The sequence below is a fragment of the Cupriavidus sp. WGlv3 genome (assembly GCF_023952475.1).
Classification (GTDB): Bacteria; Pseudomonadota; Gammaproteobacteria; order Burkholderiales; family Burkholderiaceae; genus Cupriavidus; species Cupriavidus phytorum.
This window is the reverse complement of record NZ_JALHRX010000012.1, coordinates 164,523-179,575: the sequence shown is the minus strand read 5'-3', so window position 1 is coordinate 179,575 and position 15,053 is coordinate 164,523. Positions and strand designations below refer to the sequence as shown.

The following is a 15,053-nucleotide window of genomic DNA, read 5'->3' as shown; positions in this document are numbered from 1 at the left end:
ATACCGGTCCGTACGCGCTTAAGGTACACGGAGAGCTCTGATTGGCATTGGGATACCCTCGAGAATCCGAAACCTTGCTACTTAAAGGCGCACCACAAATATCATTTGATATGAATCTTCCGGTACGTTTCAACTGGAAATCCGCATGGAGGTGAACGCAATGCAAGAGTATTACCCAAACATCATTATTGGCGGGGGCCCTGCCGGGCTCAATATGGCCCTCGAACTCAGCAAGCGCAGCATCGAATATCTCTTGCTAGAGGGAAGCGAAAGTGTCGGGGGACAATGGGACCGCCATCCTGTATGCGGCCAACTAATTTCGCTCAACAAAAAATACGTTCCCGGTGAAAATCACACCTATCGAATGCGCTATGACTGGCACTCACTCAGCACCATCAGCGCTGAAGATGCAGCCAAAGATCCCAAGCTCCTGTTTACAGAATGGACATCAGAACATTGGCCACCTGCAAAGATTTACAAAGAGTATCTGAAGTATGTGGCCGAACGGATGGGACTCACAAAGAATATTCGCACCGGCACCTATGTTCGCCGTGTGTCGCGAAACAATGATCGCTTCACCGTCCAAACATCTGATTCTCTATGCATCTCAGCAGATCGAATATTTTTTGCCACGGGAAAATCGGAACCGATTCTGCCTGATATAAAAGGCATCGGCCCTGATACCTGTACCTTGTACGAAGACTTCGATGCAGACATGGCTGCTGAGCGCTACAGGAACAAGATTGTCGTCGTGCTTGGACGAGGTAACTCTGCTTTCGAAATCGCGCACCACCTTGTCGATATTACGGCTGAGACGCGCGTTGTCACACGTTCCTTACCGTTGTTCGCTCGGCAGACTCACAACGTACACGATTTACGTGCTCAAGTTTCAGATATCTTTGACCTGATGCAACTCAAGTCAAACAACAATATTGTGAGTGACCGTATCGTAGAGGTTCACTAGATAACCGGCGGAAAGAACGATGGGCGGCTGTTGATTCGCTACGAAACACCCTGCCCCCATTGGACGCCGCCGAGATGGTTGAAGCGATCGGGAATCATAGATGATCTGATTGTTTGTTGCGGATTTAACTACACGATGCCCCATATCTTCGATATGGAGACCGTCCGGCCAGCCACGGACGAGAAAGGGAAATATTGCCTGCTCACATCAAGTTGGGAGTCCGTGACGGAGCCTGGTCTGTATTTCATAGGTGCCTCGATGCGCGTCAACGACCCGGACGCCGCTTCCGGTTTTGTACATGGCTTTCGATGCAACATTCAGGCACTGGGCAACATCATCGCGGAACGACATCATGGTATGGCGCTTAAGCCGATGTTTGAGTGCAAAGTACCGATGGAAGAACCTGCTAATGCACTCACCTCTCTTGCAGAATTCATCGTTCAGTATGTAAGTGCCAGCATGCCCTTGTTTGAACTCTTCAGCTATTTCGGAAGCACTGTCACGTTTGAAGAAAGCGATGAGGAAAGCGTTGTTCGTGCATGTGTGTGGCCGGCATTTCCGCGCGAGTACAACTACGAACGTTGGGGCAATGAACAGAATCGGATTGAAATAGTTTTCCAGTATGGTTTTTCCCAGTATGGAAATGGCAAACTCCCAACACACTACTTCACGCTACCAGCGGATCATTTCGACACCTCCAAGAGCGCGTATATTCACCCCGTGTTCCATGTTTTCCGCGGAGGCGTGGAAGTCGATTCACTCCATATGCAGGAGAGCCTGATCGGTCGTTGGGATCTGGACGACTACGTTGATGCCGAGACCAACGTTGACCAGTACAGGAATGTCGCTTTCAATGCTTGCTCCTGTGCGCTGGGCCTTGAAGAGCGCCGGAGCACGCTGCCGGTGAACGATGAGCATGTGGGTAAATGCTATCCGTTGATGAGCGAGGAAGAAGTTGCCGAGGCACTGCGAGTGCAGCCAACCCTGGCGTTGCTTATGAGAGCACAACTCTAAGACCTCCTCCCCGGCCACAAGCCGGGGAAGAATGACTGATGAACAGCGTGACGCCGACCTGAGCCAGGTCGATAGAAAGGACTATCCATGCCTGTAGAGCTAACTGCATTCAATGGCGTTCTGGGGCTCGTGCTGACCTCCGCTGTGCTGATCGCCGTTCCAGGCCCGAGCATCATGTTCCTTGTCGGGCAAACGATAGCAGTGGGACGGAGAAATGCGTTACGGGGTGTGATCGGCAATGCGATCGGGACCTATTGTGTTGCTGTGATCGTAGCGATGGGAATCGGCTCGCTGCTGATGCGCTCCGACCATGTCTTGATTTTCATTCGACTGCTAGGTGCCGTAGTCTTGCTAGGCATCGGCTTTCAATATTTGCTCTTTTCCCGACCTATGCTGGCAAGAGGAAAAAGCAATCCGCAAAAGAGCCAGCAATCATTGGTTGCAGGAATCATCGTGGGCTCGACCAATCCAAAAGCACTGATTATGTTTGGCTCGATAGTCCCCAGCTTTATGGGCGACGGGGCGGAAAGTCCGATCGCCTACTTGCTAGTTTTTTCTCTGATACCGATTGGCCTGGGACTGGTCATAGATGCGGCGTGGGTCGCCGCCGCTCATGTCGCGAGTTCGAGCACATTATTCAGCGGGAAAAGGCTAAGGCTCTTCAACATCATTGGGGGCGGATTGATGATTTCGATGGCGATTCTGCTGGCAGCGGAAGCCCTGCATTGACGAGTGCATTCAAATTTGATGCGACAGGACAGGGGACTTTACAACTTTTCCATCCCCTTCCCCCGCAACCCCACCAGCAGCGCCTGCCCGTCCGCCCCCACGCGGAACTCGCCATACTGCGCCTGCGCGAACCGCTCGCCCTGCCCCTCCTGAAAGAAATACGCATCGGTCGACACCTGCACCTGCATGCCGCCCCAGCGCGAGCGCGCGGTCTGGTAGCGCAGCAGTTGCTCGCCCGGCGCCAGCGGCTCGCTGCCGTGCACGCGCACGAAGCCGGCGACGCCCCGTTCATCGCGGCGGATCACGGCGACGCCGTCGCGCGGAAGCTGCCGGTCTTGCGCCCGCGCGGCGCGGATCTGGTTGCCGATGTCGAAGTTCAGCGCCATGTAGTCGCCCTGCATCAGCGAACGCGGATCGACCGGCGCGAGCCTGAGGAAGACGGTATCGCCGCGCGCGAGCAGGCGCTCCTTGCCGACGATGCCGGCGGCGGCCAGCGCCAGCGTCAGCGTCCAGGCGATCAGGATCCAGCGTTTCATGCGGCCTCCATCTGCGCGCGGCGCAGCAGCCAGTGGCGCCCGGCCAGCAGCAGCACGCCGGCCGCGGCAAGCGTGGCGGACTTGGCCAGCAGGGTCCAGTGCAGGGCCGAGTAGTACCAGATAAAGCCGATGACGATGCTGGTGACACCCAGTCCCAGCCACGGCATCGACGCCCGCCGCAGCGCCAGCCCCAGCGCAAGCACACCGGCCACCACCGCGGGCGCGGCCGCCATCAGCGCGCCAAACGCCACCAGTCCGCCCAGCATGGCGCCTTGCATGGCCTGGCCGAGCGCCAGCCGGCGGCATTCAGCCAGCGCGAAGCCGGCCAGCATCAGCGTCGTCAATCCGCCCGCGGCCCAATGCGCCAGCGGGATGCGCGTCGCCTCCGGGCCCTCCAGCCACGCCAGCGGATGGCTCATGCCGGTGACGGCCAGCGCCGCCGCCAGCGTGAACAGCAGCGTCGCGTCGGCCAGCGGTTCCAGCAGCGCATGGCGGCCGTCCGCGCACAGGCGCGCCTCGGCCAGCGTGAACCCGGCCGCCAGGGCGGCGCCGAGCGGCACCAGCCAGCCGAGCGACCACGTCAGCAACAGCCAGTCCTCCGGCTTGCTGCCGGCCATGAGCAGGTGCACCGCGCCGGCCAGGCCGATCCACGCGCCCAGCCCGCACAGCAGCCGGTGCAGCCGGTTGGGCACCAGCCACGCCAGCGCAGCCTCGAACAGCGCCAGTGCGGCCCAGAAGCCGGCACTCTCGGTGACGCGCGTGAAGCCGAGCGCCTCGGTCAGGCCGAACACCGCCATGCCCTGCCCGCTCAGGCTCACCGCCAGCGCGAACTGCCCCGCGGCGATGCCGCCGCCGCGCCAGTACAGCAGCGCCGCCAGCGCGATCATGGCCAGCCCGGTGACGGCCATCGCCACGCCGTTCTCGCGCGCGGCAACGAAGACCGTGCCGACCAGGAAGAACTGGAAGAACAAGGCGCCGAGCCAGCCCGCCGCGCCCATCAGGCAGCGCACCGCCCACGGCGTATGGGGATGCGCGGGCGACTCGCCCTGTACCTCGCCGCGTGCGGCGAGTTGTTGCCAGAGCCGTTGCTCGGTCTGCAGTACGTTGCTCATGCCTGCTCCAGCTGGCTGCGCCAGGCCCGCATCAGCCACGCGGCCGCGGCGGCGGCCAGGCCGATGGTCAGCAGGCCGAGCAACAGGAAAGCGCCGAAATCGTCCTTGCCCTCGAACAGCACCTTGGCGATCGCGGCCACGGCCAGCACGATGCCGGTCAGGCAGGCCAGGCTCAGCACCACGATGTCGAAGGCATGCCAGCGGAACCACCAGACCAGCGCGGCCAGCGCCAGCACCGCCAGCGCGAAGGCGGCACCGTCGAAGTCGCTGCGCAGCAGGCTGGCCAGCCCGAGCGAGCCGGCATGCAGGCACGCCAGCGCCGCCAGCATGCGGCCGCCGGTCAGCCCGCGGAAGCCGAGCGCCGGCGCCTGCGCGCACAGCAGCTGCCACAGCACCAGCTGCAGCGCCACCGCGCCCAGCAAGGCCAGCGTGGCGGTGCGCACGTGGCGCGAATCGAACAGCAGCGAGAACACGCCGTCGACGCCGAAGCGCAGGCTGAAGTACCGCAGCAGCGCCAGGTTGCCGACCACGATCACCAGCCACCAGTGCGGCGCCGCGCGCGCCGCCAGCGCCCACGGCAGCGCCAGCAGCGCCCACAGCGCGAACAGCTGCCAGGGGTCGGCGCCGGTCTGGTAGGTCTGGCCGATCACCGCCAGCAGCACGCCGGCCACTACCTGGGCGCCGCCCAGCGCGGCCCGGCCGGCGGCATCGCCCGCCGGACGCAGCCAGGCAAGGCCGGCCAGCAGCGTGATCGCGCCGGCCAGCAATCCAAACTTGGAAAACTTGTGCAGGTCCTGCCAGTTGAAGGCAAAGAACACGATCACGCCGGCGCACAGCAGCGCGGTGCCCAGCACCATCAGCGCGATGTCGAGCCAGCGGCGCCAGTCCGCGGCGACCGGTTCGGTGCGCGACCACGGTACAGCGACCGCCGCTGGCCCCAAACGGCCCAGCGCGCGCCAGTGGGCCAGTGCCTGGCGGATGGCGCGCCGCTCGCCAACGGCTTCGCGGTCCGGGCCATTTGCTCCGATGCGGGTTGCTTGCATGCTCGCCCTTGCGTGCTGGAATGACGGCGACTTTAGCAAAGTGATACGTGGGCCGCACCTGTTGCGTGGGAGGGTGCGTGCGCTCGCGCGCCATCTAGGCCCTGCCTGCGCGGGCCGGTATGCTGTGGCCCTTGCCTCGGTTACCCACGCCCCATGACCCTCGGAATCCTTGCCGCCATCCACGATGAAGTCGACGGCCTCGTCGCCGCCATGCGCCATGACGACAGCCGCGCCACGGTACGCACCATCGGCATGCGCGACTACTACAGCGGCCATTTGTACGGGCAACCGTGCGTGCTGGTGCTGGCGCGCATGGGCAAGGTGGCGGCGTCGGCCACCACGGTCACGCTGATCCGCGAGCTGGGCGCCACGCAGATCGTCTTTACCGGCCTGGCCGGCGGCATCGGCGCCGCCACGCAGGTAGGCGACATCGTCATCGCCGACCGCACCCTGCAGCATGACCTGGACGCGCGCCCGTTCTTCGGCCGCCATGAAGTGCCGCTGCTCGAGCGCGCGGAATTCCCGGCCGATCCGGCACTGACGGCCGAGCTGCATGCCGCCGCGGCGGACTTCCTGCGCGACGACCTGGCCGTCGACGTGCCGCGCGCGGTGCGCGAGAAGTTTGGCGTCGCGGCGCCGACCCTGCATCGGGGCATGATCGCCAGCGGCGACCAGTTCATTGGCTCGCCCGCCGCGGTGGCGGAGTTGCGCGAGCGGCTGCCCGGCCTGCTGGCGGTAGAAATGGAAGGCGCCGCAGTGGCACAGGTCTGCCATGAATATGGCGTCCCTTATGCGGTGATGCGGACCATCTCGGACCGCGCCGACGACACCGCGCATGTGGATTTCTCGGCATTCCTGACCGACGTGGCCAGCCACTATTCCAGCGGAGTGCTGCGCCGCCTGCTGGCCGCGAGAGCCTGACGCCAGGCATGCGGTCGACTGACCGGGATCAAACCGCGTGCAGATTCCTGACCGGAAAGTCGGTTCAGTATTTACCGACCGCGCGGCCGCACCGTGCCCCAGAACCCGACCAGCAGCGCCGCCCCGGCGATCACCGCGAGCCAGCTGCCGAGCTGGCCGTCGACAAACCAATGCAGCGCGCGGCCGCTGTAGAAGGCCGCCGCCGCACCCGCCGCGCCCAGCACCAGCGCGGCCGGCAGGGTCACCACGCGCCCTGCCGGGTGCAGCCGGCGTGCCGCCAGTCCGACCAGCAAACCCACGATCAAGGTGCCCAGCATCCGCTTCTCCTGCGTTGTCCGCATCACAGCCGGCAACCGGCCGCGGCGTAACGATACTGCAATCCGGCGCCCCTGCCACCCATCGCGGCGGGCGACTGCAATGATCGGTCCCGGCGGTATAATGACATCCGGTCCGGCCGCGCTCCGGGCCACACCAGTCCCCAACAATGCAACTGCTCGCGATCGGCATCAATCACACTACGGCACCCGTCTCGCTGCGCGAGCGGGTGGCGTTTCCGCTCGAGCAGATCAAGCCGGCGCTGGGGGCCCTGCGCTCCCACCTGTCGGGGCGCAGCGGCACCGAAGCCGCGATCCTGTCCACCTGCAACCGCACCGAGATCTACTGCGCCACCGACGTGCTGACGCCGGGCACCGACGGCTTCGAGCACACCCTGCGCTGGCTGTCGCAGCATCACAACGTGCCGGCCACGGAGCTGGCGCCTCACCTGTACGCGCTGCCGCAGTCCGAAGCCGTGCGCCACGCCTTCCGCGTGGCCAGCGGGCTCGACTCGATGGTGCTGGGCGAGACCCAGATCCTGGGCCAGCTCAAGGACGCGGTGCGCACCGCCGGCGAAGCCGGCTCGCTCGGCACGTACCTGAACCAGCTGTTCCAGCGCACTTTCGCGGTGGCCAAGGAAGTGCGCGGCCAGACCGAGATCGGTGCGCATTCGGTGTCGATGGCCGCCGCCGCGGTGCGGCTGGCGCAGCGGATCTTTGAAAGCGTCTCGACCCAGCGCGTGCTGTTTATCGGCGCGGGCGAGATGATCGAGCTGTGCGCCACCCACTTTGCCGCGCAGCAGCCACGCCAGATCGTGGTCGCCAACCGCACCGTCGAGCGCGGCGAGAAGCTGGCCGAGCAGCTTAGCGGCCAGGGCCTGACCGCCAACGCGATCCGCCTGTCGGACCTGGGCGAGCGCCTGCATGAGTTCGACATCGTGGTGTCGTGCACCGCCAGCTCGCTGCCGATCATCGGCCTGGGCGCGGTGGAGCGCGCGGTCAAGCGGCGCAAGCACCGCCCCATCATGATGGTTGACCTGGCCGTGCCGCGCGACGTCGAGCCCGAAGTCTCGCGCCTGGACGACGTCTTCCTCTATACCGTCGACGATCTCGGCGCGGTCGTGCGCGAAGGCAACGCACTGCGCCAGGCCGCGGTGGCACAGGCCGAAGCCATCATCGAAAGCCGCGTGCAGAACTTCATGCACTGGCTGGAAACCCGCAGCGTGGTGCCGGTCATCCGTGAACTGCAAAGCAGCGGCGAAGCCATCCGCCAGGCCGAACTGGAGCGCGCGCGCCGCATGCTGGCGCGCGGCGACGATCCGCAGGCCGTGCTCGAGGCGCTCTCCGGCGCGCTCACCCGCAAGTTCCTGCACGGCCCCACGCACGCGCTCAACCACACCCAGGGCGAGGACCGCGAGGCGCTGCTGCGCCTGGTGCCGGGCCTGTTCCGCCACAGCAGCCATTCCGAGCGCTAGCCGCGCTCGCCTCGCCGGCGCGCCGCGCCCGGCACGCCTTCGCTGCCGCCCCCGTCTTTGTGCGCGCGCCCGGCCCACCCCATTCCCTGTCCGCCCCGATGAAAGCCAGCATGCTTGCCAAGCTCGACCAACTGGCCGAGCGACTCGACGAAGTCAACGCCCTGCTCGCGCGCGAAGACGCGACCGCCAATATCGACCAGTACCGCAAGCTCAGCCGCGAACATGCGGAGCTGTCGCCCGTGGCCGAGCAATACGGCCAGTACCGCCAGGCCCAGGACGACCTCGCCACCGCACAGGCGTTGCTCGACGATCCGGAGATGAAGGACTTCGCCGCCGACGAGATCGCCGCCGCGCGCGACCGGCTCGAAACGCTGCAGGCCAGCCTGCAGCGCCTGCTGCTGCCCCGGGACCCCAACGACGACCGCAACCTGCTGCTGGAAATCCGCGCCGGCACCGGCGGGGAGGAAAGCGCGCTGTTCGCCGCCGATCTGCTGCGGATGTACACGCGTTATGCCGAACGGCAGCGCTGGCAGGTCGAGGTGATGAGCGAATCGGAATCGGACCTGGGCGGCTACAAGGAAGTCATCATCCGGATCGCCGGCGATGCCGCGTTTTCGCGGCTGAAGTTCGAATCGGGCGGCCATCGCGTGCAGCGCGTGCCGGCCACCGAGGCGCAGGGCCGCATCCATACCTCGGCCTGCACGGTTGCCGTGATGCCCGAGGCTGACGAGGTCGGCGAGGTCGAAATCAACCCGGCCGACCTGCGCATCGACACCTTCCGCGCCTCGGGCGCGGGCGGCCAGCACGTCAACAAGACCGATTCCGCGGTGCGCCTGACCCACCTGCCGACCGGCATCGTGGTCGAGTGCCAGGACGACCGCAGCCAGCACCGCAACAAGGACAAGGCGATGAAGGTGCTCGCCGCCCGCATCAAGGACATGCAGGCGCGCGCCGCGCAGGCGCGCGAGGCCAGCACCCGGCGCAACCTGATCGGCTCGGGCGACCGCAGCGACCGCATTCGCACCTACAACTTCCCGCAGGGCCGCGTGACGGACCACCGCATCAACCTGACGCTCTACAAGATCGACATGATCATGGACGGCGACATGGACGAGCTGCTGTCGGCGCTGTCCGCCGAGCACCAGGCGGACCAGCTGGCGGCGTTGGGCGAAGATGCCTGAGCGCTACTTTGTGACATCCAGTCGAGGCTTCGGCGATGAACACCGCGTAAAGTCGCCGATGTCTTTGTATCTGTTGTAAATGCTTGAAACAGCACTGGCGGGGGTAAAGTCGCTGTCTATAATCGATTTCGACCGGCAAACGGAGAATGGTGCCGGGTAGTCACTCCCGAGAACATAGCTAGGACGAAATCATGAAAAAACTGCTCGCGCTGTTGATGATCACCGCGGCCATGGCCGCTTGCAGCAAGAAGGAAGAAGCGCCGCCCGCCGCCTCGAACGCCGAGAGCGCGATGCAGAGCGCCGCGGAATCCGCCAAGGCCGCCGCAAGCGATGCCGCCGCTGCCGCCAGCAACGCCGCAGATGCCGCCAAGGCTGCAGCCAGCGACGCCGCCTCGAACGCGTCCGCAGCTGCGGAACGGGCCAAGGAAGACGCCGGCAACGCCATGGAGAACGCCAAGCAGGCCGCCAAGGACGCCGTCAACGCCGGCGCCGACAAGGCCAAGGACGCCGTCAATAAGTAATCGCCCCGGCGGGGGCATTGCGCCCGCCGCCGCCGATGAGCGGTACACTGGCACGAAGCCGGAAGTTTCACCAGAGCACCGCCCCAAAGCCCCGCCAGGTCCCGCACCGGTGGGGTTTTTTATAGCCGGCACCAGAACCGTCTTTTACCCACTCGATGTCCACCCCTGACTCTACCGCGCTGCCGGCCACCCCCACGCTGCGCGAGGCGCAGACACTGGCCGCCATGGCCGGGCTGCCTGCGCTGGAAGCGCGCATGCTGCTGACCCACGTCACCGGGCTGAGCCGAACGCAGCTGATCACGCGCGACACCGAGGTGCTCACCATCGCCCAGCGCGACGCCTTTGCCACGCTGCTGGCGCGGCGGCTGGCGGGCGAGCCGATGGCCTACCTGATCGGTGAACGCGAGTTCTTCGGCCGCAAGTTCCGCGTCACGCCCGATGTGCTGATCCCGCGCCCCGATACCGAGGTTGCCGCGGAAGCCGCGCTGGCGCGGCTGGCGGCGGTGCCGCAGCCGCACGTGCTGGACCTCGGCACGGGCTCCGGCATCCTCGCCGTGACGCTGGCGCGCGAGCGGCGCGACGCGCGCGTCTGGGCCACCGACATCTCGCCCGGCGCGCTGATGGTGGCGCAGGACAATGCCCGCGCGCTGGGCGCCGAGCGGATCGAGTTCCTGGTCTCGGACTGGTACGCGGCGCTGCCGCCGGAGCTGCGCTTCCACCTGATCGTCAGCAACCCGCCCTATATCGCCGCGGGCGATCCGCACCTGGCCGAAGGCGACCTGCGCTTCGAGCCGATCGACGCGCTGACCGATCACGACGACGGCCTCTCCGACCTGCGCGCCATCGTCGGCGGCGCCGGCGCGCGGCTGCTGCCGGGCGGCTGGCTGCTGATGGAACACGGCTACGACCAGGCCGCGGCCACGCGCCAGCTGCTGCAAGCCGGCGGCTTCGACGAAGTCTTCACCGCGCGCGACCTGGCCGGGCTGGAGCGCTGCACCGGCGGACGCTGGCCGGGCGCGCAGCCCGCCGGGGCGGCCGCGGCACCCTGAAGCGCCGCGGCGATTCCGGTAAAATCGGCGTCAGATTCCCGCCGTACGGCCCGGCCGCACGGTATTCCATTCTCCCCAGGCGGCGCCCGCGACACGGCCTCGCCCCACTGAAAAGCAAACCATGAGCGACGTGCAGCAACAGATCGACCAGATCGTCAAGGGCAACCCGGTAGTCCTGTTCATGAAGGGCACCGCGCAATTTCCGATGTGCGGTTTCTCGGGCCGCGCCATCCAGATCCTGAAGGCCTGCGGCGTCGATGCGCCGACCACGGTCAACGTGCTGGACGACGAAGGCATCCGCCAGGGCATCAAGGAATACGCCAACTGGCCGACCATTCCCCAGCTCTATGTGAACGGCGAGTTCATCGGCGGCTCGGACATCATGATGGAGATGTACCAGAACGGCGAACTGCAAACCCTGCTGAAGGGCTGAGCTGCGCCATGTCCGGGGCTGGCGGCACACCGCACAGGCTGATCGTCGCCATCACCGGCGCCACCGGGGCCATCTATGGCGTGCGCCTGCTGCAGGTGCTGCGCGCGGCGCCCGCGGTGGAAACTCACTTGCTGATTTCGCCGGCCGGCGTGATGAACCTGCAGCACGAGCTGGACATCGGCCGCGCCGAGGTCGAAGCGCTGGCCAGCGTGGTGCACAACGTGCGCGACATCGGCGCGACCATCGCCAGCGGCTCGTTCCGCGCGCACGCCATGGTGGTGGCGCCGTGCTCGATGCGCACGCTGGCGGCGATCGCGCATGGTTTCTCGGACAACCTGATCACGCGCGCCGCCGACGTCACGCTGAAAGAGCGTCGCAAGCTGGTGCTGATGGTGCGGGAAACGCCGCTGAATCTTGCGCACCTGCGCAACATGACAGCGGTGACGGAAATGGGCGGGATCGTGTTCCCGCCGGTGCCGGGCTTCTACCAGAAGCCGCAGAGCATTGCCGAACTGGTCGACCATACGGTCGGGCGCGTGCTGGACCTGGTGGACCTGCCGCAGATCGGGCAGACCCTCGCGCCCAGCTGGGGGGGGCTTAACGCCCGCGCCGGCGAGGCGGCCGGGAACTGAGCCGCGCCGCCGCGCTTACCGGGAACGCTCACTGGCAACGATTACCAGCGGCGATAGCCGCGGCCATAGTAGCCGTAGCCGCCGTAGTAGTAAGGCCGCGGCGCCACCACCACCGGCGCGGGCGCCACGTACACCGGCGCCGGACCGACCGCCGGGCCGGCAGGCGTGGGATAAACGGCGCAGCCGCCCAGCAGGGTCACCGATGCCGCACCGGCAGCCAGTCCAATCGTCAGCATTCTCATCATTTCATCCTTGGGGTCGCAACGGGCATGTGCCTGCCTTGCTGACGTTATACGGGCGGAACGCGTAATACGGCGTCAAAGCCGTGTAACGCTTGTTACCGTTCCCTACGCGCCATGCCGCGGCCCCTCGGATGCCGTCAGATTTCGAAGCGGATGCCCTGTGCCAGCGGCAGCGAATCGCCGTAGTTGATGGTGTTGGTGGCGCGGCGCATATAACCCTTCCACGCATCCGAGCCTGACTCGCGCCCACCGCCGGTCGCCTTCTCGCCGCCGAAGGCGCCGCCGATTTCCGCGCCGCTGGTGCCGATATTGACATTGGCGATGCCGCAATCGCTGCCCGCCGACGACAGGAAACGCTCGGCCTCGCGCATCGATTCGGTGAAGATGCACGACGATAGCCCGTGCGCGGCGGCATTGTTCAGCGCGATGGCCTCGTCCAGCGAGGTGTACGGCATCAGGTACAGGATCGGCGCGAAGGTCTCGGTCAGCATGGTGTCGTGCTGCGCGTCGGTCATTACCAGCGCGGGCCGCACGTAGTACGCATGCGGATAGCGGTCGGCCAGCAGGCGCTCGCCGCCGGTGACGATATTGCCCTGCGCCCGGCACGCAGCCAGCGCGTTGGCCATGGCGTCGCCGGCGGCGCTGTCGATCAGCGGGCCGACCAGCGTGCCGTCTGCCAGCGGATCGCCGACCGGCAGCCGGTCGAACACCGTGATCAGCCGGCTCGCCATGGTGTCCATCAGGTCGGCATGGATAAAGCAGCGGCGCAGCGTGGTGCAGCGCTGCCCCGCGGTACCGGCCGCGGCAAAGGTGATGGCGCGCACCGCCAGCTCGATATCGGCCGAGGGCGCGACGATGGCGGCGTTGTTGCCGCCCAGCTCCAGGATGCAGCGCTTGAAGTGCCCGGCGCAGGCGATGCCGACCTCGCGGCCCATGCGGGTCGAGCCGGTGGCGCTGACCAGCCGCACCGCGGGGTGCTCGACCAGGTGGGTGCCCAGGTTGCGTCCGCCCGGCAGCACCGCCGAGATGCCACTGTGCTGCGGCGCCGCCGCGGCCAGCACGCGCTCCAGCAGGCCGTGCGCGGCCAGCGCGCACAGCGACACCTTCTCCGACGGCTTCCAGATCACGCCGTTGCCGCACACCAGCGCCAGCGCCGCGTTCCACGCCCACACCGCCACCGGGAAGTTGAACGCCGAAATCACGCCGCACAGCCCGTACGGATGCCAGGTCTCGCGCATGGCGTGCTGCGGGCGCTCGGAGGCGATGGTCAGCCCGTGCAGCTGGCGCGACAGGCCGACCGCGAAGTCGCAGATGTCGATCATCTCCTGCACCTCGCCCAGCCCTTCCTGCAAGATCTTGCCGGATTCTAGCGACACCAGCCGGCCCAGCGCCGCCTTGTGTTCGCGCAGCACCTCGCCGAAGCGCCGCACGATCTCGCCGCGCGCCGGCGCCGGCAACAGCGCCCAGGTGCTCTGCGCCGCGTGTGCGCGCGCGATCAGCGCGTCGGCCTGCGCCGGCGTGCAGGCCGGCACGTGGCCGATGGCCTCGCCGTCGGCCGGCGAGCGCACCGTCACGGCGCCGGCCGGCGTGCCCTCACGCCATGGCCGCGGCAGGCCCAGCGAATCCCAGCAGGCGGCAAACTCTTGCGCTTTCATACGAGGCTCTCCTGGAGCGGATGCTGCGTGTAGTGGCGGCCGAAGCGGTTGGCCAGGAAGGCATCGAGCGGCATCGACTCCTGCCGCACGAAGCCCGTCTGCGGCAGCGCGCCGCTGGCCACCATGTCGAGCGCGGTGCAGATGCCCGCGGCGGTGGTCAGCTGAATCGCGTTGACGTGCCCGCCCGCGCCATCGACCCCGCCGATGCGCGCCGAAAACGAAGCCTGAGTCAGCGGCCCGCGCCCGCGTTCGCCGCCGGCCGGGTAGCCGGTGGCGGTGGCGAACACGATCACCACGTCCTGCTCGGTCAGCGGAATGGCGCGGTCGAAGATATCGCGCAGCCAGTCGCGGCGTTCGCGCAGGCGCAGGTCGTTGAGCAGCAGCTTCATCAGCGCACAGTGGCCGGGATAGCGGATCGACTTGTAGTCGACATGGCGCGCGCGCCCGGCCAGTGTCTCGGGCAGCGTGCCGAGGCCGCCCGATGTATTAAAGGCTTCATATTCGATGCCGTCCAGCGCAAAGCTCTCCAGCCCTTCCAGCGCCGTCAGTTCCACGCGCCGGCCGTCGACGATGGCCTCGCACGGGTTGCAGTATTCGTTGATCAGTCCCTCGGTGCTCCAGGTCAGGTTGTACTTGAGCGCATTGCTCGGATAGCGCGGCAGCGCCCCCACCCGCATCTGCAGGTCCAGCAGCTCGCCGCCGCCGCGCAGGAAGCGTTGCGCGAGGTCGTGGCCCACCACGCCGATAAAGCCCGGCGCCAGTCCGCATTGCGGCATCAGCACCGAGCGCGCGCCCTGTGCCAGCTGGCGGATGGCCTGGGTGGCGGCGACGTCCTCGGTCAGGTCGAAATAATGCACGCCCAGCCGCGCCGCCACCGAGGCCACGCTGATCGCGGCATGGAACGGCAGCGCGTTGAGCACGGCGTCGGCGCCGGCCAGCAGCGCGGCGCAGGTGCCCGGCTCGGTGGGATCGCCGGCGCGCGCCAGCGCGCCGCGCGGCAGGCCATCGAGGCGGCGCGCGTCATGGTCGACCACGCTGACGCGGTAGTCGCCGCTGTCGTGCAGCATGGCCGCGATGGTGCGGCCGATCTTGCCGGCGCCCAGCACCGTCACGTGCAGCGGGCGGGCCGCCTTGGGCAGGTCGCGCGGGGCCTGCCGGCCGAGACTCGAGGCTTGCATGGTGTCTCCGTCCACAAGAAAAAGAGGATTGCCGTTGACTGGAGTATGGATAGC

17 protein-coding genes are annotated in these 15,053 nt (G+C 66.6%); 10 read left to right on the top strand and 7 right to left on the bottom strand.

The window, feature by feature from the left end; genetic code table 11:
• Nucleotides 1–145 precede the first annotated feature (145 nt).
• The 3 genes from MKD38_RS20320 to MKD38_RS20310 all read left to right on the top strand — a co-directional run bounded on the left by MKD38_RS20320 (nucleotide 146) and on the right by MKD38_RS20310 (nucleotide 2,707).
• Nucleotides 146–964, top strand: coding sequence for an NAD(P)-binding domain-containing protein (locus MKD38_RS20320; RefSeq protein WP_252679393.1), 819 nt, complete (start codon nucleotides 146–148; stop codon nucleotides 962–964).
• Between the two features lie 135 nt (nucleotides 965–1,099).
• On the top strand, nucleotides 1,100–1,978 hold the full coding sequence (locus MKD38_RS20315; protein ID WP_252679392.1) for a hypothetical protein: 879 nt from the start codon (nucleotides 1,100–1,102) through the stop codon (nucleotides 1,976–1,978).
• Nucleotides 1,979–2,065: 87 nt separating this feature from the next.
• The gene (locus MKD38_RS20310) at nucleotides 2,066–2,707 is read left to right on the top strand and encodes a LysE family translocator (RefSeq protein WP_252679390.1); all 642 of its coding nucleotides are present in this window, start codon (nucleotides 2,066–2,068) and stop codon (nucleotides 2,705–2,707) included.
• Nucleotides 2,708–2,745: 38 nt separating this feature from the next.
• On the opposite strand, the gene MKD38_RS20305 is transcribed toward MKD38_RS20310, so the two are convergent.
• From MKD38_RS20305 to MKD38_RS20295, 3 genes are read right to left on the bottom strand one after another with little or no spacing between them, the layout of a single operon-like run.
• A complete protein-coding gene (locus tag MKD38_RS20305) occupies nucleotides 2,746–3,243 on the bottom strand; it encodes a GDYXXLXY domain-containing protein (RefSeq protein ID WP_252679388.1) in 498 nt (165 codons plus the stop codon).
• Nucleotides 3,240–4,355 (bottom strand): DUF4401 domain-containing protein, encoded by a 1,116-nt coding sequence (locus MKD38_RS20300; protein WP_252679387.1) that lies wholly within the window; start codon nucleotides 4,353–4,355, stop codon nucleotides 3,240–3,242. The genes MKD38_RS20305 and MKD38_RS20300 overlap by 4 nt, the downstream gene beginning before the upstream one ends.
• Entirely contained in the window at nucleotides 4,352–5,398 is a 1,047-nt protein-coding gene (locus tag MKD38_RS20295) for a DUF2157 domain-containing protein (RefSeq protein ID WP_252679386.1), read from the bottom strand. The genes MKD38_RS20300 and MKD38_RS20295 overlap by 4 nt, the downstream gene beginning before the upstream one ends.
• Nucleotides 5,399–5,551: 153 nt before the next feature.
• Here MKD38_RS20295 and MKD38_RS20290 point away from each other — a divergent pair, with 153 nt between their 5' ends.
• Nucleotides 5,552–6,319 (top strand): 5'-methylthioadenosine/adenosylhomocysteine nucleosidase, encoded by a 768-nt coding sequence (locus tag MKD38_RS20290; protein ID WP_252679385.1) that lies wholly within the window; start codon nucleotides 5,552–5,554, stop codon nucleotides 6,317–6,319.
• A 71-nt stretch (nucleotides 6,320–6,390) separates the two neighbouring features.
• Here MKD38_RS20290 and MKD38_RS20285 read toward each other — a convergent pair whose 3' ends face one another.
• On the bottom strand, nucleotides 6,391–6,636 hold the full coding sequence (locus tag MKD38_RS20285) for a hypothetical protein (RefSeq protein WP_111521754.1): 246 nt from the start codon (nucleotides 6,634–6,636) through the stop codon (nucleotides 6,391–6,393).
• Nucleotides 6,637–6,803: 167 nt separating this feature from the next.
• Here MKD38_RS20285 and hemA point away from each other — a divergent pair, with 167 nt between their 5' ends.
• The 6 genes from hemA (at nucleotide 6,804) to MKD38_RS20255 (ending at nucleotide 11,924) form a co-directional block, all read left to right on the top strand.
• On the top strand, nucleotides 6,804–8,108 hold the full coding sequence (gene hemA, locus MKD38_RS20280) for a glutamyl-tRNA reductase (RefSeq protein ID WP_062801867.1): 1,305 nt from the start codon (nucleotides 6,804–6,806) through the stop codon (nucleotides 8,106–8,108).
• 98 nt (nucleotides 8,109–8,206) lie between these two features.
• On the top strand, nucleotides 8,207–9,289 hold the full coding sequence (prfA, locus tag MKD38_RS20275) for a peptide chain release factor 1 (RefSeq protein ID WP_116296234.1): 1,083 nt from the start codon (nucleotides 8,207–8,209) through the stop codon (nucleotides 9,287–9,289).
• A gap of 191 nt (nucleotides 9,290–9,480) precedes the next feature.
• A complete protein-coding gene (locus MKD38_RS20270) occupies nucleotides 9,481–9,810 on the top strand; it encodes a hypothetical protein (protein WP_116603144.1) in 330 nt (109 codons plus the stop codon).
• 155 nt (nucleotides 9,811–9,965) lie between these two features.
• A complete protein-coding gene (gene prmC, locus MKD38_RS20265) occupies nucleotides 9,966–10,859 on the top strand; it encodes a peptide chain release factor N(5)-glutamine methyltransferase (protein ID WP_252679381.1) in 894 nt (297 codons plus the stop codon).
• Between the two features lie 121 nt (nucleotides 10,860–10,980).
• Nucleotides 10,981–11,292 carry a Grx4 family monothiol glutaredoxin gene (gene grxD / locus MKD38_RS20260; protein WP_012354019.1) on the top strand — a complete coding sequence of 104 codons (312 nt, stop codon included), beginning with the start codon at nucleotides 10,981–10,983 and terminating at the stop codon, nucleotides 11,290–11,292.
• A gap of 8 nt (nucleotides 11,293–11,300) precedes the next feature.
• Nucleotides 11,301–11,924: a UbiX family flavin prenyltransferase gene (locus MKD38_RS20255; protein WP_252679379.1), complete on the top strand. Its 624-nt coding sequence runs from the start codon at nucleotides 11,301–11,303 to the stop codon at nucleotides 11,922–11,924.
• A 41-nt stretch (nucleotides 11,925–11,965) separates the two neighbouring features.
• On the opposite strand, the gene MKD38_RS20250 is transcribed toward MKD38_RS20255, so the two are convergent.
• The 3 genes from MKD38_RS20250 to MKD38_RS20240 form a co-directional block, all read right to left on the bottom strand.
• Nucleotides 11,966–12,160, bottom strand: coding sequence for a hypothetical protein (locus tag MKD38_RS20250; RefSeq protein WP_112776756.1), 195 nt, complete (start codon nucleotides 12,158–12,160; stop codon nucleotides 11,966–11,968).
• A 143-nt stretch (nucleotides 12,161–12,303) separates the two neighbouring features.
• Entirely contained in the window at nucleotides 12,304–13,821 is a 1,518-nt protein-coding gene (amaB, locus tag MKD38_RS20245; protein ID WP_252679377.1) for an L-piperidine-6-carboxylate dehydrogenase, read from the bottom strand.
• Complete coding sequence (locus tag MKD38_RS20240) at nucleotides 13,818–14,999, bottom strand: saccharopine dehydrogenase family protein (protein ID WP_252679375.1); 1,182 nt, start codon at nucleotides 14,997–14,999, stop codon at nucleotides 13,818–13,820. Before MKD38_RS20240 ends, amaB begins: the two co-directional genes overlap by 4 nt.
• Between the last annotated feature and the right edge of the window lie 54 nt (nucleotides 15,000–15,053).